This window comes from Bradyrhizobium sp. Ash2021, from assembly GCF_031202265.1.
Lineage (GTDB): Bacteria > Pseudomonadota > Alphaproteobacteria > Rhizobiales > Xanthobacteraceae > Bradyrhizobium.
The window spans coordinates 2,845,064-2,863,706 of record NZ_CP100604.1 but is presented as its reverse complement, the minus strand read 5'-3'; the positions used below and the strand labels follow the sequence as shown (position 1 = coordinate 2,863,706).

At 62.5% G+C, this 18,643-nt stretch carries 16 protein-coding genes; 9 read left to right on the top strand and 7 right to left on the bottom strand.

Annotated features, from left to right (window positions below; genetic code table 11):
* Positions 1 to 72: 72 nt before the first annotated feature.
* A complete protein-coding gene (locus NL528_RS13795; protein ID WP_309184891.1) occupies positions 73 to 1,671 on the bottom strand; it encodes a Tad domain-containing protein in 1,599 nt (532 codons plus the stop codon).
* A 728-nt stretch (positions 1,672 to 2,399) separates the two neighbouring features.
* Between NL528_RS13795 and NL528_RS13790 the strand changes: the two genes are divergently transcribed.
* The 3 genes from NL528_RS13790 (at position 2,400) to NL528_RS13780 (ending at position 7,746) form a co-directional block, all read left to right on the top strand.
* The gene (locus NL528_RS13790) at positions 2,400 to 4,136 is read left to right on the top strand and encodes an ABC transporter permease subunit (protein ID WP_309183198.1); all 1,737 of its coding nucleotides are present in this window, start codon (positions 2,400 to 2,402) and stop codon (positions 4,134 to 4,136) included.
* A gap of 13 nt (positions 4,137 to 4,149) precedes the next feature.
* The gene (locus NL528_RS13785; protein ID WP_309183197.1) at positions 4,150 to 5,460 is read left to right on the top strand and encodes a nitrate/sulfonate/bicarbonate ABC transporter ATP-binding protein; all 1,311 of its coding nucleotides are present in this window, start codon (positions 4,150 to 4,152) and stop codon (positions 5,458 to 5,460) included.
* 387 nt (positions 5,461 to 5,847) lie between these two features.
* Positions 5,848 to 7,746: a KUP/HAK/KT family potassium transporter gene (locus tag NL528_RS13780; protein ID WP_309184890.1), complete on the top strand. Its 1,899-nt coding sequence runs from the start codon at positions 5,848 to 5,850 to the stop codon at positions 7,744 to 7,746.
* 144 nt (positions 7,747 to 7,890) lie between these two features.
* On the opposite strand, the gene NL528_RS13775 is transcribed toward NL528_RS13780, so the two are convergent.
* On the bottom strand, positions 7,891 to 8,742 hold the full coding sequence (locus NL528_RS13775; protein ID WP_309183196.1) for a DUF1194 domain-containing protein: 852 nt from the start codon (positions 8,740 to 8,742) through the stop codon (positions 7,891 to 7,893).
* Between the two features lie 228 nt (positions 8,743 to 8,970).
* Here NL528_RS13775 and NL528_RS13770 point away from each other — a divergent pair, with 228 nt between their 5' ends.
* The 4 genes from NL528_RS13770 (at position 8,971) to NL528_RS13755 (ending at position 11,769) form a co-directional block, all read left to right on the top strand.
* A complete protein-coding gene (locus NL528_RS13770; RefSeq protein ID WP_309183195.1) occupies positions 8,971 to 9,813 on the top strand; it encodes a tetratricopeptide repeat protein in 843 nt (280 codons plus the stop codon).
* Between the two features lie 96 nt (positions 9,814 to 9,909).
* Positions 9,910 to 10,788: a c-type cytochrome gene (locus NL528_RS13765; RefSeq protein WP_309183194.1), complete on the top strand. Its 879-nt coding sequence runs from the start codon at positions 9,910 to 9,912 to the stop codon at positions 10,786 to 10,788.
* 84 nt (positions 10,789 to 10,872) lie between these two features.
* Positions 10,873 to 11,178, top strand: a complete 306-nt coding sequence (gene clpS / locus NL528_RS13760) for an ATP-dependent Clp protease adapter ClpS (protein WP_074279839.1) — start codon at positions 10,873 to 10,875, stop codon at positions 11,176 to 11,178.
* A gap of 285 nt (positions 11,179 to 11,463) precedes the next feature.
* On the top strand, positions 11,464 to 11,769 hold the full coding sequence (locus tag NL528_RS13755) for a hypothetical protein (protein ID WP_309183193.1): 306 nt from the start codon (positions 11,464 to 11,466) through the stop codon (positions 11,767 to 11,769).
* A gap of 16 nt (positions 11,770 to 11,785) precedes the next feature.
* Here NL528_RS13755 and NL528_RS13750 read toward each other — a convergent pair whose 3' ends face one another.
* From NL528_RS13750 to fabI, 4 genes are all read right to left on the bottom strand, one after another.
* Complete coding sequence (locus NL528_RS13750; RefSeq protein ID WP_309183192.1) at positions 11,786 to 12,970, bottom strand: adenylate/guanylate cyclase domain-containing protein; 1,185 nt, start codon at positions 12,968 to 12,970, stop codon at positions 11,786 to 11,788.
* 76 nt (positions 12,971 to 13,046) lie between these two features.
* Positions 13,047 to 14,132 (bottom strand): chorismate synthase, encoded by a 1,086-nt coding sequence (gene aroC / locus NL528_RS13745; protein WP_309183191.1) that lies wholly within the window; start codon positions 14,130 to 14,132, stop codon positions 13,047 to 13,049.
* Positions 14,133 to 14,308: 176 nt separating this feature from the next.
* Entirely contained in the window at positions 14,309 to 14,908 is a 600-nt protein-coding gene (locus NL528_RS13740) for a histidine phosphatase family protein (protein WP_309183190.1), read from the bottom strand.
* Positions 14,909 to 14,919: 11 nt separating this feature from the next.
* The gene (gene fabI / locus NL528_RS13735) at positions 14,920 to 15,744 is read right to left on the bottom strand and encodes an enoyl-ACP reductase FabI (RefSeq protein ID WP_309183189.1); all 825 of its coding nucleotides are present in this window, start codon (positions 15,742 to 15,744) and stop codon (positions 14,920 to 14,922) included.
* Between the two features lie 182 nt (positions 15,745 to 15,926).
* On the opposite strand from fabI, the gene NL528_RS13730 reads away from it, so the two are divergent.
* Positions 15,927 to 16,415 carry an RNA polymerase sigma factor gene (locus tag NL528_RS13730; protein WP_074280304.1) on the top strand — a complete coding sequence of 163 codons (489 nt, stop codon included), beginning with the start codon at positions 15,927 to 15,929 and terminating at the stop codon, positions 16,413 to 16,415.
* Between the two features lie 126 nt (positions 16,416 to 16,541).
* Positions 16,542 to 17,312, top strand: coding sequence for an anti-sigma factor (locus NL528_RS13725; protein WP_309183188.1), 771 nt, complete (start codon positions 16,542 to 16,544; stop codon positions 17,310 to 17,312).
* Positions 17,313 to 17,590: 278 nt separating this feature from the next.
* Here the strand turns inward: NL528_RS13725 and NL528_RS13720 are convergent, their stop codons facing one another.
* On the bottom strand, positions 17,591 to 18,574 hold the full coding sequence (locus NL528_RS13720; RefSeq protein WP_309183187.1) for a DnaJ C-terminal domain-containing protein: 984 nt from the start codon (positions 18,572 to 18,574) through the stop codon (positions 17,591 to 17,593).
* Positions 18,575 to 18,643 lie beyond the last annotated feature (69 nt).

The following is an 18,643-nucleotide window of genomic DNA, read 5'->3' as shown; positions in this document are numbered from 1 at the left end:
GACGGCAAGGGCGCGATCGCGCGAAAGCCGCACGCGATGCCTGGTTCGGTCAGGCAGCGCGCCGGCTCTCGCTCAGTTCGTGATATGCGCCGTGGTCACCGCGTGATTGAACATGGCGTTCAAGGCAGCCGTGATGTCGGCGGGGGTGTTGGCGGTGTAGAAGTAGCTGCCCGCCGCGTCGGCCGGCGACGAGCAGTCCGACAGGCTCTTCGCGATGCCCGTGGTCGCGGTGCCGATGTTCCAGTTGGCGTAGTCGTCTTCGTCGCCGGCAAAGGATGTGTTCACCGGGTTGATCGGCTGGTAGGGAATATAGAGCACGGAAACGATGATGCCGCGGCTCTTGAGAGTCGTGCAGATGCCGGGGTAGGCGTTGACAGTGTCAGATAGCACGGTGGCGTGGTTGCTGCCGTGCCAGTTGCCGTTGGGAACGTCTTTGTACTGGTTGTCTTGAGCGCCGTCGGTGACGAGAAAGACGTAAGGCTGCGTATTGTTCGAGGCGCTGCCGTTGCCGACGCTGGCGATCAGGTTGTTGATGCTGTTGAGCGCATTGTCGATATGCGTGCCGCCCGAGCCAAGATTTACGTTCAAATTGGTATCAAGCTCCGTGGCGAGATTTGCGGCGGCATAATTGATGGTGCCGGGCGTCGTAGAACTGCCGTTGATAGTTGAGGTCAGCGGGGCATAGCTCTTGTCGATATCCTTGATGAAGGGGTAGAGCCCGATCCGGAATTGATTGGTAACTATCTTCTTCTTTTGGGCCAGGGCGAGCAATCCGTCCACGCCGTTCGCGGCCACCGTAGCGTTCAAGGCAAAGCCGACCGCGTCGAGGCGCAACTGGATGCAGTTGTCGGTGCCCGCGGTCGGGCAGGACGAAACCGGCGGTAGTGCAGCATTCAGCGAATTGGGCAGGCCGGAAACCATCGTAGACGGTAGCTGCCAATACTTGTTGTAAAGAGGCGAATTCTGGTCCTGGTTTTTATAAAGATACTTTCCTTGTGGACTTTGCAGCGTGAGGAGATTTGTGTATCCGCTCGGGCTCACGCGCGAAATCAGATAGCCGAGACAGTAGCCGTTCGTTGGGTATCCTTGGGTCCCGCTGTCCGTGCACGGGCCATTTTGCTGCGAAAAATGGCAGGCCAAGGTACAGCCGGTCGGATATTGTGCATAGTTATCCGGGCTGAGGTACTGCAACCGCTTGGCTTCGGCCGTTGTCGACGGCAACCCCATCGATCCCGAAACGTCCAGCGCCAGGTAAAAATCGAGATAGGGCGGCAGCGAGGCGCTCGATTTCGAGACGCCGGTCACCGTCAGTTTTTGAAACCCAACCACCCTCATAAAGTTGGTCGGCACGTCGGCACTGAACGTGACGCTGGAAGCCAGCTTGATGCCGGTCTTTGTGACAGTGCTGGTACGGGTCAGATTGTTGTAACCGGTGATCGAGCCCACGTTGCCGTCAAAGACGTTGTTGGCCTCGGTGACGCCGGCCGTAACCGAGCCATCGCCCGTCATTGCCGCGGCCGCGGTGAACCCGGCCGAGTTCTTGGAAAGCGAGGCAACACTGGCGGCGTCGGCCGCGGATTGCAGCTTCGCCCTCATCCTGGTCGCCATCGAGTAGTCGACCGCGCAACCCATCGCCGAGATCAGCGGTACCACCGCGATCCCGAAAATCATCGCGACATTGGCGCGTTTATCCCTGCGGAAACGGACGATCAGGCGAAAGAAACTACGCATGTGAGGGGCCTATCCGGTTTTGAAATCCGGCAATTTTTACCGCTAAAGAATTAAGCGTGGCTTATCGCGATCGACGAAAGACGGATGATTGCCTAAGGAAATGGCACACTGTATTGCCATGGCGAACATCATGCCGATCCGTTTCGCCTTTCGGCATGCGATCCGGCGAGCCCCCGCCGCAGGTTGCGGCAGCTGGTGCCGGCGCCGCCAAAGGCGATCGTTCCGGCCTTCAGGACATGCTGCCGAGGAGAAATTCGGAGCCCTGTCATATTCATTTTACGGTCGGATTTGTATGGATAGACGTAAGGGTCGGGAGGTTAACCAAATCGGAATCGACGTCGCTTCGCGGAAATCGCCGGATCGTCTATTGCAACTGCGAACGATTCGCATAAGCGCCGATGAAGAACGGCGCCTCTCCCGGCTACGGCTTTTGACGCGATCATCGGCAACTCCGGACGGAGGAAATCGATTGCTTCATTTCCTTGCCGGCAGCGCGCCGACATGATTGCGGTGATGCCTGCGCTGCAAAAAATTCACACGATGAATCGCCGCGGCCGACCCTGGAAGGACGTATTCGCGGACGCCGGGCTCGATCGGGCTCGCACGCGACAGCCGTGCAGTCACGGCGGACACGATGACGATGACGAATTCTGGACAAGGCGGCAGTGATGACCCTTCAAGAGATTCTGTCGCCGAGATTGGGGCAGGCGCTGCGGCCCAACGTCTGGGACGCCGTCGCGCTGGTGCTCGTGATCGGCGCCATGGTGCTGATCGTCTATGGCGGCGAGCAGACCGCCCTTCCCTTGTCGGCGCTAGATGTTGATCCGGTAACGCTCGATCCGGCGCATCTGCCGGCCTATGCGTTGCGGACGACCATGCGGATGCTGCTCGCCATCGTCTGCTCGATCATCTTCACCTTCATCTATGCGGCCCTTGCCGCCAAGAGCCGCCGCGCCGAGATGGTGCTGATCCCGCTGCTCGACATCCTGCAGTCGGTGCCGATCCTCGGCTTCCTCACCTTCACCGTGGTGTTCTTCCTGAATCTGTTCCCCGGCCAGGTGTTCGGCGCCGAACTCGCCTGCGTGTTCGCGATCTTCACCAGCCAGGCCTGGAACATGACGTTCAGCATGTATCAGTCGATGCGCAATGTCCCGAAGGACCTGGAAGAGGCGTCGCAAAGCTTTCACCTCAGCGGATGGCAGCGCTTCTGGCGGCTCGACGTCCCCTTCGCCATGCCGGGCCTGATCTGGAATACGATGATGTCGATGTCGGGCGGATGGTTCTTCGTGGTGGCGTCCGAAGCGATCACGGTCGGCAACACCACGGTCACGTTGCCGGGTATCGGCTCCTATGTCGCGCTGGCCATCAAACAGCAGAATCTCGCCGCGATCGGCTACGCCCTCCTGGCCATGTTTCTCGTCATCCTCGCCTACGACCAGTTGCTGTTTCGCCCCGTGGTGGCCTGGGCCGATAAATTCCGCTTCGAGCAGACCGCCTCGGCGAGCGCGCCGGCATCCTGGATGCTCGACCTGTTTCGCCGGACGCGCGCGTTTCGCGTCCTGACTTACCCGTTCGCGGCGCTCAACAAGGCCATCTCGAATTTGCACATCGGGCTTCCAGGCCGATTCAAAACGGCAACGAGACGCGGCCGCCAACCGTCACGCATCGTCGACGCCGTCTGGCTTGCCATCGTCATGGCATGCACCGGCGACGCGGCCTGGCGGATCTATCGATATCTCTCGGCGACGTTGGGCCCATCGGACCTGTTCAGCGCCGTCGGATACGGCTTCATTACGCTGGCGCGTGTGATCGTGCTGATTGCGCTGGCGACCCTGATATGGGTGCCGGTCGGGGTCTGGATCGGACTTCGGCCGAAATTGGCCGAGCGAATCCAGCCGCTGGCGCAGTTCCTGGCCGCGTTTCCCGCCAACCTTGCCTTTCCGGTCTTTGTGGTGATGATCGTTCGCTACGGCCTGAACACCAACGTCTGGCTCAGCCCGCTGATGATCCTGGGCACCCAGTGGTATATCCTGTTCAACGTCATCGCAGGCGCCAGCGCGTTCCCGACCGATCTTCGGGAGGCTGCCGGCAGCTTCCATCTGAAGGGATGGCGATGGTGGATCAAGGTCATCCTGCCCGGAATTTTTCCGTACTACATCACCGGTGCGATCACCGCGTCGGGCGGGTCATGGAATGCCGCCATCGTCGCGGAGGTCGCAAGCTGGGGCGACACCCATCTGACGGCTACCGGCCTCGGCGCCTATATAGCGACGGCGACCGAGACCGGCGACTTCCCCCGGGTCGTCCTCGGCATCGCCATCATGTGCGTGCTGGTGACGCTCTTCAACCGGCTGTTCTGGAGGCCGCTCTATGCCTTCGCCGAACGCCGTCTTCGCCTCGGCTGATCAGGAGAAACCGATGCTCGATCAACTCAATCAGGCCAGCCTGCTCGACATCCGCGGCGTCTGCCGGTCATTTCCGAAAGGCAGCGGCGAGGAATTGCTGGTCCTCGAAAAAGTCGATCTGACGCTCCATTCCGGCGAAATCGTCGGCCTGCTCGGGCGGTCCGGCTCGGGCAAGTCGACGCTGCTGCGGATTATCGCCGGCCTGATCGCGCCGTCGTCGGGCGATGCCAAATGCCGCGGCGAGACGATCATGGGACCGCCGAACGGCGTCTCGATGGTGTTTCAGTCGTTTGCGCTGTTTCCCTGGCTAACGGTTCTGCAGAACGTCGAACTGGGACTGGAGGCGCTTGGAATCGACAGCGTCGAACGCCGCACGCGCGCTCTGGCGGCGATCGACCTGATCGGTCTCGACGGCTTCGAGTCCGCCTACCCCAAGGAATTGTCGGGCGGGATGCGCCAGCGCGTCGGATTTGCGCGGGCGCTGGTGGTTCATCCGGACCTGCTCTTGATGGACGAGCCGTTTTCGGCGCTCGACGTGCTGACCGCCGAGACGTTGCGTACCGACATGGTCGATCTCTGGATCGAAGGCCGGTTGCCGATCAAGTCGGTGCTGATGGTGACGCACAACATCGAGGAAGCGGTATTGATGTGCGACCGCATTTTGGTCTTCTCGTCCAATCCCGGCCGGATCGCGGCCGAGATCAGGGTCGACCTGCCGCACCCGCGCAATCGTCTCGATCCGGCATTCCGGCAGCTGGTCGACAGCATCTATGCCCGCATGACGCAGCGCGCGGAGGCCAAGACGCCGGCCATCGAGGGCATCCCCGGCAGCGGCGTCGGCATGATCCTCCAGCACGTCTCGTCGAACGTGCTATCGGGCCTGATCGAGACGCTCGCGGGACCACCCTATGCAGGGCATGCGGACCTGCCGGTGCTCGCCAACAGCCTGCAACTCGAAGCCGACGAAATATTCCACCTCGGCGAATCTCTGCAATTGCTGAGATTTGCCCAGCTGAGCGAAGGCGACCTCATGCTGACGGACGCCGGCAAGCGCTTTGCCCATCTTGAAACCGACGCCCGCAAGAAACTGTTCGCCGAACATCTCATCAACTATGTGCCGGTGATGGGCCTGATCCGCCGCGTCCTCGACGAGCGGCCTTCGCACTCGGCGCCGGTTGCGCGCTTCCGCAACGAGCTCGAGGACTACATGGCGGAAGATCAGGCCGACGAAACGCTCAAGACCATCGTGTCGTGGGGACGTTACGCGGAACTGTTCGCCTATGACGAGCAGTCGGAACTGTTCAGCCTGGAAAATCCGCACTAGCTGGGGTGTGGACTCATTAGCACGCAGCCAGATGCGGATTGATGCGAGCTTGATGAAGGCCGCCCTCTAACCATGTAGCAATCGCGGGTCCTGCGAGAACCAGTATCCTTGAAGGTTCCATGAGAGTACTTTGCGAGACAGGGCAACGGAGGCAATAAACATTGCGCGCAACAATCGCGTCAATCGTCGCCATGCCGTTTATATTTTCTCGGGCAACGGCATTTGACACTCGAAAACCAGGAGCCCTGATTGTCGCAATACAAGTTGATAGTTTGCAGGGAATGCGATTGGCTATTGCCACAACTCCGGCTTTATCCAATGAAGTAACTTGATCGCCCGGAAGGCTGTTTGCTGTCGGGCAATCAAATTTCTGTTCTGGACGGTACATTGATCGAAAATCCAGCAACCACTGCTGCCGAGGCAGCGCGACAAGCTCCGCAGGGTAAGCTGCAAACGCTCGGTCTGTCGGCGCTCGGTATCGTATTCGGCGATATCGGGACCAGCCCTCTTTATACGTTCAAGACCATTCTCGGCGCCACCGAAGGCCCTCCCGACGCAGATATTATCCTGGGCGCGCTTTCGCTCGTGCTCTGGACTCTCTTCATCATTACAACGGTCAAATATGTCTCGTTCGCTATGCGCGTCGACAATGACGGCGAGGGTGGCATTCTGGCCTTGATGGCCTTGTTGGGAGTTAAGAAGCAACGGCGGCCTACCATCGTGGCGGTCGGCCTGTTCGGGGCGGCCCTGATCTACGGTGATGGGGCGATTACGCCGGCGATTTCGGTGCTGTCGGCACTGGAGGGCCTGAACATGGCGACTCCGGTATTTCAGTCCTATGTTGTTCCCGCCGCGGCGGCGATTCTGCTCGCGCTGTTTGCCATCCAGTCACGGGGAACAGCAGCGATTGGCTATTATTTTGGTCCAATAATGCTGCTCTGGTTTGTCGCCCTCGCGTTGATGGGAATTTCAGGCATTGTCCAGCATCCTTCCGTGTTCGCCGCGCTCAATCCTGTCTACGGTCTGTCGTATCTGTTCTCACATGGGGGCACCGGCTTTCTGGTTTTGGGCGCGGTGTTTCTCTGCGTCACCGGCGCCGAAGCTCTCTATGCTGATATGGGTCATTTCGGCAGGGGCCCCATTACACTGGCATGGTTCGCGGTCGTCTTCCCCAGTCTGATCCTCAACTATGCCGGGCAGGCGGCGCTGGTTCTTGAAGGTGTCCCGACGGACGGCAATATTTTCTTTCGGCTTTGTCCCGGGGGGCTCCTGATTCCGCTCATCGCGCTGGCGACAGTAGCGACGATCATTGCCAGCCAATCGATCATAACGGGCGCTTTCTCGATGACACGGCAGGCAATCCAGCTCGGCTGGCTGCCAAGGCTGCGGATCAAGCAGACCTCATCGGAAGGTTACGGCCAGATTTACGTCGGTGTCGTCAACTGGCTGCTGATGTTCGTAACTCTCGGGCTCACAATCGGGTTTGGCAAATCCGACAATCTGGCGGCTGCCTACGGCATCGCGGTTTCGCTGACGATGCTGATGACGTCGGCACTGCTTTTCATTGCGATGCGCGAGGTCTGGGGCTGGAGCATGTTAGCTGCCGGCTCTGTTGCAGCCTTCTTTCTCATCGTCGATAGCGCCTTCTTCCTTGCTAACCTGACAAAGATTGCCGAGGGCGGATATGTGCCGCTTATCCTGGCTATCTCTGTGTACGGCTTGATGTGGATCTGGCATCGCGGAGCGGCGGCCGTGATGGCCCGAATGCATGATTTTCTGATCCCGGTCCCGGAATTCATGAAGGATATTCAATCCAAAGGCATTCCACGCGTTCCCGGCACGGCCGTGTTCCTGACCCGGACCGAGCGCGATACGCCGCCGGTCATGGCCTGGCACGTCAAGCATAACCGTGCATTGCATGAGCATCTCTTCGTACTGCGCGTGGAAATCCAGTCGGTGCCGTGGGTCGCGGCCGGCAACCGCATGACAATCGACGAAGTCGCGCCAAATTTCTGGCGTGCGGAAACGCGTTTCGGCTTCATGGAGCGCCCGCATATTCCGGAACTGCTTACGGCCGGCAAGGCGCTGGGATGCACCATCGACCTCGACGACGTGACCTATTATGTGGGCCATGAGACGGTGGTCGGCCGCGAAGACGGCATGGGCTTGCCTGCCTGGCAGGAGCGGTTCTTTGCCGTGATGGAGCGCAACGCCGTCCATGTTAGCGACTTCTTCAGCCTCCCCAGCGATCAGGTCGTTGAGATCGGGCGACAGGTTTCAATTTAGACACCACGACAAGGTTTTGCGCGGCGCGAAACCGGCTGCCCCTCCCATCGAGCCGCCAACCAAGTTCGATCTCGTCATCAATCCCAAGGCTGACCAAGGCCAACGTCCGCCGACCACCTTGCCTGCCCTACGCTGGCAACGGACTTATCGCCCCCAGCGGTCCTGCCAGATCTTCTCGCCGATCAGGCAGCTGACGCGCGGCTCCTTCTCGGCCACCGGCACGACCTTGTGTTCCGGGGTGCGGCCCGCGACTTCGAGCAGCAGCTTGGTGCGGATCGCCTCCTTGAACTTCTCGCGGTCCTTGATCGCCACCACGAAGGAACCGGGGCCGCCGATCACGCAGTCCTCGTAATAGAAGTCGAGATTGTCGATATCCATGGTGGAATAGGACGGCTCCTTCACCATGATCGGCAGGCCGTTGATGACGATGCCCTTCTCCAGCGCGGCATCGCGCGCCTGCACCACCGGGCCGCCATTGTTGTTGGGACCGTCGCCGGAAATATCGATCACGCGCCGGATGCCCCGATGCGGATTCTCGTCGAACAGCGGCATCGCGAAATTGATCGCGCCCGAGATCGAGGTGCGCGACGCCCGGCGGATCGGGGTTTTCATGATTTCGTTGGCGACGGCGTCCGCGGTTTCGGGGCCGTCGATCACCCGCCACGGGATGATGATCTTCTGGTCGCTGGACGCCGCCCACTCGAAATAGGTCACCGCGATCTTGCCGTTCGGGCCGGTCTTGAGCGCCTGCAGGAACTCCTTGGAAACGAGGGCCTGCGCGTAACCCTCGCGCTGGATCGCCAGTTCATCCATGTCCATCGAATAGGAGACATCGACGGCGAGAGCCAGTTCGACATCGACGGAGGGCGTGGCTTCCTTGTCGGCCAATCGATGGCCCGGCTGCACCGCCGGGCGCGGCGCTGCCACGCCGGCGACATCGCCGCCGGCCAGCACGCCCGCGACAAGCACAGCCCCGATCGAGACATACCAGCGCATAGCGGCCCTCCCGTCGTCTGGCCGCAATGGTGACATGCAAGCCAGGCTTCGAAAAGCGGGAAGATGGGCCGTCCCTACACATTCAAGTCACCTGCAAGTCACCTGCAAGTCAATCGGCTTGCCTTAATTTCGACGAGGCTTCGCCATCGCCGCCGCTGTTCCGCCGAATTGAACCAACCGCAGCGCCGGGCACACTGAGAAGAGCCGGTTCGATGCGCAGGATTTTCCATGAATAAGACAGCCTTTCGCCGCAGCCTTGCGGCCCTCGGAATTGTCGCCCCAATGCTGCTGATGACGGCCGGCGCGTCAGCCGAGACGTCGCAGCAACGCGACTGGTGCTACGGCAAGGGCGACGTCACGCCGGAGATGCAGATCTCGGGCTGCACGGCTTTCCTGCTCAGCGGCCATCATGCCGATGCGGCGACGGCCGATGCGTACAACAACCGCGGCGTAGGGCATGCGGCCCGGGACGATTGGGTTCGCGCGTTGTCCGACTACTCGACCTCGGCCCGGCTCGACCCGACCGTGGCCTCGACATTCTATAATCGCGGCCTCGCCTACCTGCACACGCAACATTTCGATCAGGCGATTGCGGATTTCGACCAGGCGATCAAGCTCGATCCTGCGCTGGCCCAGGCCTTCAGCGATCGCGGCATCGCCTATCGCAACAAAGGCGAGTATGACCGCGCCATCGCCGACTACGATCAGGCGATCACACTGAACCCGAAATACGCAACCGCGTTCAACGGTCGCGGCACCGTGTATTACCACAAGAAGGATCTCGATCGGGCCATCGCCGATTTCTCCGAGGCGATCCGGCTCAACGCCAAATCCGTCCGGGCCTTGAACAACGGCGCCCTGGCTTACTACGACAAGCAGGATTACGAGCGCGCGGTCGCCGATTACGACACCGCCATCGGCCTCGATCCGGAAACGCCGCTGGCGCTTTACGGCCGCGGCCTCGCCAGGCTGAAGCGAAACGACGGCAAAGGCGCTGAAGCCGACATCGCGGCGGCGAAAAAGCTCGACCCCGGTGTGGTCAAGGATTTTGCCGCCGTGATCGCACGATGACCCCGATCTCGCCCAGGGCCTGAGGCCTGCCGGGGCGACCGGCTTTGCGGCGTTGGCCCTGTCATGCGATACAAGTCCCCGGAATCGGAGGGCATCATGGTTCGTAGCGGCATCGCGGCTTGCGCATTACTGCTGGCCGTCTCAAACGGGGCCAAAGCGGAAACGCCGGCCGAGCGCGGCAACTATCTCGTCAACACCATCATGGCCTGCGGCAACTGCCATAGCCCGCGCGATGGTGAAGGCAAGCTGATCGCCGACCGGGCACTGTCCGGTGGCCTCTCTTTCACAACGCCGGCCTTCGACGCCACCGCGCCGAACATCACGCCCGACGCCGAGACCGGAATCGGAAGCTGGAGCGATGCCGAGATCAGGCGCGCGCTGGTCGAGGGCATACGCCCGGACCATGGCCATCTCTCCGGCGCTGCGCTGGCCGCGATCATGCCGGCCAATTTCTACAAGGCGCTGCTGCCGGACGATCTCGATGCCGTCATCGCCTATTTGCGCACCGTCAAGGCGGTCCGGAATCAGGTCCCCGATCCCGTCTACAAGGTCCCGGTGCGTCGCGATCCCTATCCGGACGCCGATGCGGGTTTCAGTAAATCCATGTTCGTCGATCCGGTCCGGCGCGGCGCCTATCTCGTCACCATCGGCCATTGCATGGAATGCCACTCGGCATGGTCGCGCGGCGTGTCCGATTTCAAGACCGGCCTTGGCCGCGGCGGCAGGGTTTTCCCGCTGCGCGAGGGCTCGCCGGATGGTACCGCAAGCAGCACCGCCGCCAACATCACATCGCATCCAACGGCCGGTATCGGCGCGTGGACCGACGCTGAAATCGTCCGGGCTGTTACCGAAGGCGTCGCGCGCGACGGACGGCCGCTGAAGCCGCCGATGGCTTATGGCTATTACGCGGCGCTCAAGGGCTCTGATTTGGCCGATATCGTCGCCTATTTGCGCACCGTGCCGCCGCTGCAATGACGGACTGCAAAACCGCCGGTTCCACGGCCGGCAGGAAGGCGATATTCTCGTCGAACAACCGCAAGGCGCCAGGAGGTGCCTGGAATGCCCGAGACCGTCGTCACGCCGAAAACCAGGGTCAAGACCAAGACCGAACGGCCGCGCCTGCACAAAGTCATCCTCGTCAATGACGACTACACGCCGCGCGAATTCGTCGTTACCGTGCTGAAGGCGGAATTCCGCATGACCGAGGACCAGGCCCACAAGGTCATGATAACGGCGCACCGGCGCGGCGTCTGCGTGGTTGCGGTCTTCACCAAGGACGTCGCCGAGACCAAGGCGACGCGCGCCACCGATGCTGGCCGCGCCAAGGGCTATCCGCTGCTGTTCACGACCGAGCCGGAGGAATAGCGCGTTCGGGCGCGGCCCGAATCGCGTGCAGCGAAATCCGCGACGGACGCTGCGCTGCCGACCCCAAAGCTTTCTTGGCAACGACCACTTTACGTATCCGTTATTTGTCTTTACCACTCATGATAGACGTTCGCTGACCGAGAAACAGACCCGCAAGGCCATCATACCGCACGCCGCCGCTGACGATCCGCGGCCTTCACCACCGACATTGTCGAGACCAACGCAACACGCACGACCGGCGCCGGTCGCCGGAAGCTATCTGCTGCCGTTCACAGGGGGAACAAAATGGCCATGAAGAAAATCGTCGCGACCACATTGCTGCTGATCTCGACGCCGGCGATGGCCGGCACATATATCGCTCCTGTCGTCCACGTCGCCCCGATCGTTCATGTCGCGCCGGTCGTTCATGTCGCTCCTGTCGTTCGCGTCAATCCCGCCATTCGTACCAATACGGTAGTGAAGCCCGTCGGCCAGCCCGTCCTGCATCAGCATCATCATCCGCGGCCACAGCCCGTCGTCGTGTATACCGCTCCCCAAAATCAGAAATGTGTGGAGCAGAAACCCGGCTCGAAGGAATGCGCGAAGAAGTGAGCGGCGGCCGCCGGCGTCAGCTCGCCGGCGTTTCGTCGACCAGGCCGTAGACCCGCGCGGCCTTTGAAAAGCCGGCAACCGGAAACTCACCGAGGTCGCTCCAGCCGCCCCGGCAGATGCCGGCAAAACCTTCCGACGCCACCACGGTGCGATGGAGGCGGCTGGCGATCTTTTCCAGCCGCGCGGCGAGGTTGACGGCCGGGCCGATGCAGGTGAAGTCGAGCCGGTTGCCGCCGCCGATGTTGCCGTACAGGATTCTTCCGACATGCAGGGCGACGCCGAAGCGAAAGCGTTCGACGGCTTCGCCAATCGGATAATGCATGTCCGCGACGCTGGCGCGGGATTCGTGGGCGGCTTCGAGCACGCGCGAGCAGACCTGCTGCTCATCGCCGACATATTCATCGATCGGAAAAACCGCGAGCAGCCCGTCTCCCATGTATTTCAGGACTTCGCCGCCATGCGCGCGGATCGCGGCTACCTGGCAGTCGAAATAATTGTTCAGGATGTCCACGATGGTCTCGGCCGGCAACCGGTCCGACAGCGCGGTAAAGCCGCGCAGATCGGACAGCCAGATCGCGGCGTTCATCGTCTCGGTGTGGCCGCGCCTGATCTGGCCGCCAAGAATCCGCTCGCCGGCGCGGTTGCCGACATAGGTATCGAGCAGGCTTGCGGCGGTACGCGTCAGACTGAAGATTTCGATCACGCGCGCCAGCGGCGTCACGACCTGCCGTAGCGCCGCCAATTGTTCATCCGTGAATCCACCCGGCTGCTTGGTGGTCCAACTCGATGCGTTGACCGTTCCATTGATGAATGGCAGCGGCATCGCAACGTAATCCGTTACACCCTCGGCGCGCATTTCCTCGACGATCGGGAAGCGCTTGCTCGCGGGATCGTCGATGCGGGCGCGAACCTCCAGCCCCTGCTGAAACACGATGATCAGCGGGCTGGTGCGGAAATCCGGCGACTCCAGAATCTTGTAATCGACCGTGCCGAGCTCGACCTCGGCGCCCGGCTTCCAGATGAAATTGCGCCCGTAAATATCTGGATGCAGGGTGCGAACGAAGATGCCGACACGCCAGAGCGGCAGGCCTGCCGCAACCATCCGCTCGCAGGTTTCGGCCATGAACCTGCTGGGGCTGGCTGCGGATCTCCCGCCGTCGATCAGCCAGTCGGTCAGCTTCTGCAGTTCTGATGCATTCATGACGCCGGTATTTGCCGCGCAAGTGCCGCGCGCGTCAAGACGACCGGAACGCTTGACGTTGCGGCAATGCAGCCCGTTAGCCGACCTGGCCGCGATGCCGCAACAGATGATCCGCCAGCACGCAGGCCATCATGGCTTCCCCGACCGGCACCGCGCGGATGCCGACGCAGGGGTCGTGACGGCCCTTGGTCATGATGTCGGTGTCGGCGCCCTTGCGATCGACGGTCTGGCGCGGGGAGAGGATCGACGAGGTCGGCTTGACGGCAAAGCGCACCACCACCGGCTGGCCGGTGGAGATGCCGCCGAGCACGCCGCCGGCATGGTTCGACAGGAAGCGCGTGCCGTTATTGCCGGTCCGCATCTCGTCGGCGTTCTCCTCGCCGGATAATTCCGCAGCGCCGAAGCCGGCGCCGATCTCGACGCCCTTCACCGCGTTGATGCTCATCATCGCCGCGCCAAGCTCGGCATCGAGCTTGGCGTAGATCGGCGCGCCAAGGCCGGGCGGTACGCCTTCGGCGACCACTTCGATGACCGCGCCGATCGACGAGCCGTTCTTGCGGATGCCGTCGAGATAGCTTTCGAAGAACGCAGCCTTGTCCTTGTCCGGGCAGAAGAACGGATTGCGCGCGATCTCGTCCCAGTCCCATTTGTCGCGGTCGATCTTGTGCGGGCCCATCTGCACCAGCGCGCCGCGCACCTTTACATCAGGCAGGATTTTTCGCGCGATGGCGCCGGCCGCGACCCGCGTCGCGGTCTCGCGCGCCGACGAACGGCCGCCGCCGCGATAATCGCGCAGGCCGTATTTGGCCTCATAGGTGAAGTCGGCGTGGCCCGGACGGAACTTGTCCTTGATCTCGGAATAGTCCTTCGAGCGCTGGTCGGTGTTCTCGATCAGCAGCGCGATCGGCGTTCCCGTCGTCACCTGCACGCCGGTCTCGGGATGCGCCATCACGCCGGACAGAATCTTCACCGCGTCGGCCTCCTGGCGCTGGGTGGTGAAGCGCGACTGGCCCGGACGGCGGCGGTCGAGATCGTGCTGGATGTCCTCTGATGTCAGCGGGATCAGCGGCGGGCAGCCATCGACCACGCAGCCGATCGCGATCCCGTGGCTCTCGCCAAAGGTCGTGACCCGGAACATATGGCCGAAGGTGTTGAAGGACATTTTGAGCTCGATATCGCCGGATAGGGCTGTGTGGTAACGCGCGCGCCCCCGGCGGTCAAACCCACCGTCATTCCGGGGCGATGCGAAGCATCGAGCCCGGAATCTCGAGATTCCCCGACGTGCAACTGCACATCTGAGGTTCGCCCTTCGGGCGCCCCGGAATGACAGCGCAAGCCTTAACTATACTTCTGCAGTCCCCCATCGCGGAACACATAGACCGCGCCCTGCTCGATGGTCAGGTCGGCCGCGCTGAGCGGCGTTTCGATGCCGAGCGCCACCATCAGCGCCCTCGCCGTGCCGCCATGCGCCACCGCGACGGTGTCGGCCTGCAGCGAGGCATACCAATCCTGCATTCGCGCCTGCACCGCAACATAGCTTTCGCCGCCCGGGGGAGCCACCGTCCATTTTTCGCTCTGGCGCCTGGCGAACAGTTCGGGGTCGGCCACCTGCATCTCGGGCAGCGTCGAGCCTTCCCATCGGCCGTAGGCGATTTCACGCAGGCGGTCGTCGAGCGCGTAACCGGCGAGCGGCAGCTTCAGTTCGCGGCGCACCAGCTCCATGGTCGCGCGGGCACGGATCAGCGGACTGGCGACGAACGACAGCGAGGATTTGCTGCGGCCATCGCGCGCGAACAGACCGGCGAGGATGTTGCCGGCCTCCGCGGCCTGCTTGCGGCCGAGATCGTTCAGGGGAATATCGAGTACGCCCTGCAGCCTGCCTTCGGCATTCCACGACGTCTCGCCATGGCGAATGTAATAGATGATGGGCGCAGGCATCGGACGTGCGGCTATTCCTTGCCGGGCGAGAGCGAGATATCCGGCGCTTCGGGGCGTTTCATGCCGAGGACATGATAGCCGGAATCGACGTGGTGCACCTCGCCGGTGACGCCGCGCGACAGATGCGAAAGCAGATACAGCGCGCTGTCGCCGACTTCCTCGATGGTGACGTTGCGGCGCAACGGCGCGTTGATCTCGTTCCACTTCAGGAGGTAGCGGGAGTCGGCAATGCCGGCAAACGCCAGCGTCTTGATCGGCCCGGCCGAAATCGCGTTGACGCGGATATTCTTCTCGCCGAGATCGGCGGCGAGATAGCGCACGCTGGCCTCCAGCGCCGCCTTGGCGACGCCCATCACGTTGTAGTGCGGCATCCATTTCTCGGAGCCGTAATAGGTCAGCGTCAGGATCGAGCCGCCGTCGGTCAAAAGCTTTTCGGCGCGCTGCGCAATCGCCGTCAGCGAATAGCAGGAGATCAGCATGGTCTTGGAAAAATTGTCGGCGGTGGTCTCGAGGTAGCGGCCGTCTAGCTGGTCCTTGTCGGAGAATGCGATCGCATGCACCACGAAGTCGATCTTGCCCCATTTCTCGCCGAGCAGATCGAACGCGGCGTCGATGGTTGCGGGATCGGTCACGTCGCAATGACCCAGCAGGATACCGCCGAGCTCTTTGGCCAGCGGCTCGACCCGCTTCTTCAGCGCATCGCCCTGCCAGGTGAGCGCGACCTCCGCACCGGCTTCCCGGCATGCCTTGGCGATCCCCCAGGCGATCGAGCGGTTGTTGGCGACGCCGAGGATCACTCCGCGCTTGCCCTGCATCAGACCTGAATTATGCGGCATCCGGTTTCCAATCACGCTCTCATCAGGGTTTGGAGGTACACCAGCACTCCAGCGGGGTACAGCCCAAATCCGCCCCGGTTAACGCTGTTTTCCGCAGGCCGCGATCACAGGAATAGATGCGCCATTTGGGTGTTATGTTGGGTAAGGCGTTCGCGCCGGACCAAGCAGAAGATCTGGTGCCAATGACCGCGTTTCGTCAAAGTGTCGAAGCCATGATTCCGGCGCTCCGCCGGTACGCGCGCGCGCTCGCGCGCGACGCCGATATCGCCGACGATCTGGTGCAGGATACGCTGGTGCGGGCGCTGCGGTCGGAACGGCTGTTTCTCGGCGGTGACGTCAGGAGCTGGCTCTACACCATCCTGACCAACCTCAACAAGAACCGGCGGCGATCGCTGGCGCGGCGGCCGCAATTCATGCCGCTGCTCGACAACAACCCGGACGCCAGCGGCACCGAGGCCGAAGGACGCGACATCGCCCGCGCACTGGCGACACTGGTGGAAGAACAGCGTTCCGTGCTGCTGCTGGTGATGCTGGAAGGATTGAGCTACCGCGAGGTCGCCGACATTCAGGGCGTCCCGATCGGTACCGTAATGTCCCGGCTTGCCCGCGCGCGGGCTCATGTGAAAGCGTCGCTTGAGGGCGAGCGCACCGCGCTGCGGCGGGTGAAATGATGGAAGCGCAATGGCAGGCGTTATGCATGGCAGAGGCCGGACTGAAGGAACGTCAGTTTTAGGGAGCGTTGGATTCAGGCGCGTTGGATTTTTTCAATTTTCGATCAAGACTGGACAGAGACGACAATGACCGATCCCAATATTCCCGTCACCGAAGACGAGCTGCATGCTTACGTCGACGGCGAGTTGCCGGCGGAACGGCGCGGCGACGTCGAGGCGTGGCTGACAACGCATCCCGACGATGCCGCGCGGGTGCAGTCGTGGCGCGCGATGGCCGAAGCGCTGCACGCGCGTTACGATTCGGTCGCCGACGAGGCGGTGCCGAAGCGGCTCGAGATCGAGCGGTTGGTGCGACAGCCGCGCCAATGGGTCTACGGCGCAATCGCGGCGACGCTGGCCGCATTCATCGCCGGGGGCGGCGTCGGCTGGATGGCGCACGGCGTCGCGGCGGCGCCCTCGACGTTCCAGAGTTTCACGGTGGATGCGCTCGATGCGCACCGGCTCTATGTGGTCGAGGTCCGTCATCCCGTCGAGGTGCCCGGCAGCGAGCTCACGCATCTGCAGCAATGGTTGACCAAGCGCTGCGGCTGGGACGTGCGCGCGCCTGAACTGGCCGCCGCGGGATTGAAGCTGGTCGGCGGGCGGCTGTTGCCGGGCCCGACCGGGCCTGCATCGTTCCTGATGTATGAGAGCGCCTCGGGCGAACGCTTCACGATCTACACCGCGAAGGCGGACTCCGCGGCGGCGCAGATGCGATACTCATCGCAGGGCAACGACGGCGCGCTGTTCTGGGCCGATCGCGGCGTGGCCTATGTGGTGAGCGGCGTCAGCGACCGGGGCCGGCTGACCCAGATCGCGCAATCGGTCTACGACCAGATGGAGAAGGCCGGAGGCTGACTGATCGCGTGTTCGCGCGCAATGACGTCGGTTACGTCAAAACGATGGCATTCTGATTCAACCAGAGCGGATCAGGCCGGCAGCTGTCACCCCAGTCCAAATTCTGACATCGAAAATCTGGAATCAAGACATCGACGCGTCTCATTATCGCACTGGGTGATCACGCGAAAATGAGTAGCGCTCGATCCGCCGATCGGCGCAAGCGGCCTCGATTGGGGTTTTGTACCGCGCTGGTCCCCCTTTCGAGGCCGCCCATTTTTTAACGGGCTCTTTTTTGCTCAGCCGAGATCGCTGCGCGGATTATAGGGGTGTCCGTCGCGCCACTTCTGCATCAATGCCTCAAGCTCGGCATCGTTCCCGTCGGGCAGGATGATACGGGTCGTGACATAGAGGTCGCCCGCGCCGCCCGGCTTCGGCAGGCCCTTGCCCTTGAGGCGGAACGTGCGGCCGCTGGAGGTGTTTTTCGGGATCGACAGTTCGACCGCGCTGCCGAGCGTCGGCACGCGAACCTTGCCGCCAAGCACGGCTTCATACAGCGTGATCGGCAGATCGACGCGCAGATCGCTGCCGTCGACCTTGAAGAACGGATGTGTCGCGATGCTGACCGTGATCAGGAGATCGCCGGGGGGATGGCCATGCGCCGTCTCGCCCTGCCCCTTGAGCCGGATCTGCTGACCGGCCACGACGCCAGCCGGGATTTTGACATTGAGTTCCTTGCCGTTCGGCAACCGGACGCGCTTCTCCCCGCCCTTGACCGCCTCCTCCAGCGACACCGTCATGGCGACGCTGAGATCGAGGTCGAGCCCGATCCCGCCGGTGTCGAACTCAAACGGACTGCTTCGGCCGGCCCGCGCGCCGCCCCGGGCGGCCCCGCCGCCGAACATGCTGTTGAGGATGTCCTCGAACCCCGCGCCGCCCATGCCGCCGGGGCCGCCGCCGGTGCGGAAGGTATGGGATTCGAACCCGCCGCCGGCCGCACCGGCGCGGCCACGCGGGTCGCCGCCGGGAAAGCCGCCACCGGGAAAGCCTTGGAAGCGCGGCTTGCCCTCGGCGTCGATTTCGCCGCGATCGAACTGCTTGCGCTTGGCCTCGTCGCCGATGATCTCGTTGGCCGAGTTGAGCTCGGAAAAACGCTCCGCGGCCTTCGGATCGTTCTTGTTGCTGTCGGGGTGATGCTTCTTGGCGAGCTTGCGATAGGCGCTCTTGATCGCCGCAGCGCTGGCGCCCCGCTGCACCCCCAAGACCTCATAGGGGTCGCGCATCCGTCACGTCTCCTTCACGGGAAAATCAAACCTGAAATGGACGGGCAATTCGCCCGCTTTGGCTTCATC

What these genes read in the sequence shown, in the direction of transcription:
- NL528_RS13795 (WP_309184891.1), bottom strand. Translation starts at nt 1,671, where the DNA reads ATGATTTTCGGGATCGCGGTGGTACCGCTGATCTCGGCGATGGGTTGC.
- NL528_RS13790 (WP_309183198.1), top strand. Translation starts at nt 2,400, where the DNA reads ATGACCCTTCAAGAGATTCTGTCGCCGAGATTGGGGCAGGCGCTGCGG.
- NL528_RS13785 (WP_309183197.1), top strand. Translation starts at nt 4,150, where the DNA reads ATGCTCGATCAACTCAATCAGGCCAGCCTGCTCGACATCCGCGGCGTC.
- NL528_RS13775 (WP_309183196.1), bottom strand. Translation starts at nt 8,742, where the DNA reads ATGCGCTGGTATGTCTCGATCGGGGCTGTGCTTGTCGCGGGCGTGCTG.
- NL528_RS13770 (WP_309183195.1), top strand. Translation starts at nt 8,971, where the DNA reads ATGAATAAGACAGCCTTTCGCCGCAGCCTTGCGGCCCTCGGAATTGTC.
- NL528_RS13765 (WP_309183194.1), top strand. Translation starts at nt 9,910, where the DNA reads ATGGTTCGTAGCGGCATCGCGGCTTGCGCATTACTGCTGGCCGTCTCA.
- clpS (WP_074279839.1), top strand. Translation starts at nt 10,873, where the DNA reads ATGCCCGAGACCGTCGTCACGCCGAAAACCAGGGTCAAGACCAAGACC.
- NL528_RS13755 (WP_309183193.1), top strand. Translation starts at nt 11,464, where the DNA reads ATGGCCATGAAGAAAATCGTCGCGACCACATTGCTGCTGATCTCGACG.
- NL528_RS13750 (WP_309183192.1), bottom strand. Translation starts at nt 12,970, where the DNA reads ATGAATGCATCAGAACTGCAGAAGCTGACCGACTGGCTGATCGACGGC.
- aroC (WP_309183191.1), bottom strand. Translation starts at nt 14,132, where the DNA reads ATGTCCTTCAACACCTTCGGCCATATGTTCCGGGTCACGACCTTTGGC.
- NL528_RS13740 (WP_309183190.1), bottom strand. Translation starts at nt 14,908, where the DNA reads ATGCCTGCGCCCATCATCTATTACATTCGCCATGGCGAGACGTCGTGG.
- fabI (WP_309183189.1), bottom strand. Translation starts at nt 15,744, where the DNA reads ATGCCGCATAATTCAGGTCTGATGCAGGGCAAGCGCGGAGTGATCCTC.
- NL528_RS13730 (WP_074280304.1), top strand. Translation starts at nt 15,927, where the DNA reads ATGACCGCGTTTCGTCAAAGTGTCGAAGCCATGATTCCGGCGCTCCGC.
- NL528_RS13725 (WP_309183188.1), top strand. Translation starts at nt 16,542, where the DNA reads ATGACCGATCCCAATATTCCCGTCACCGAAGACGAGCTGCATGCTTAC.
- NL528_RS13720 (WP_309183187.1), bottom strand. Translation starts at nt 18,574, where the DNA reads ATGCGCGACCCCTATGAGGTCTTGGGGGTGCAGCGGGGCGCCAGCGCT.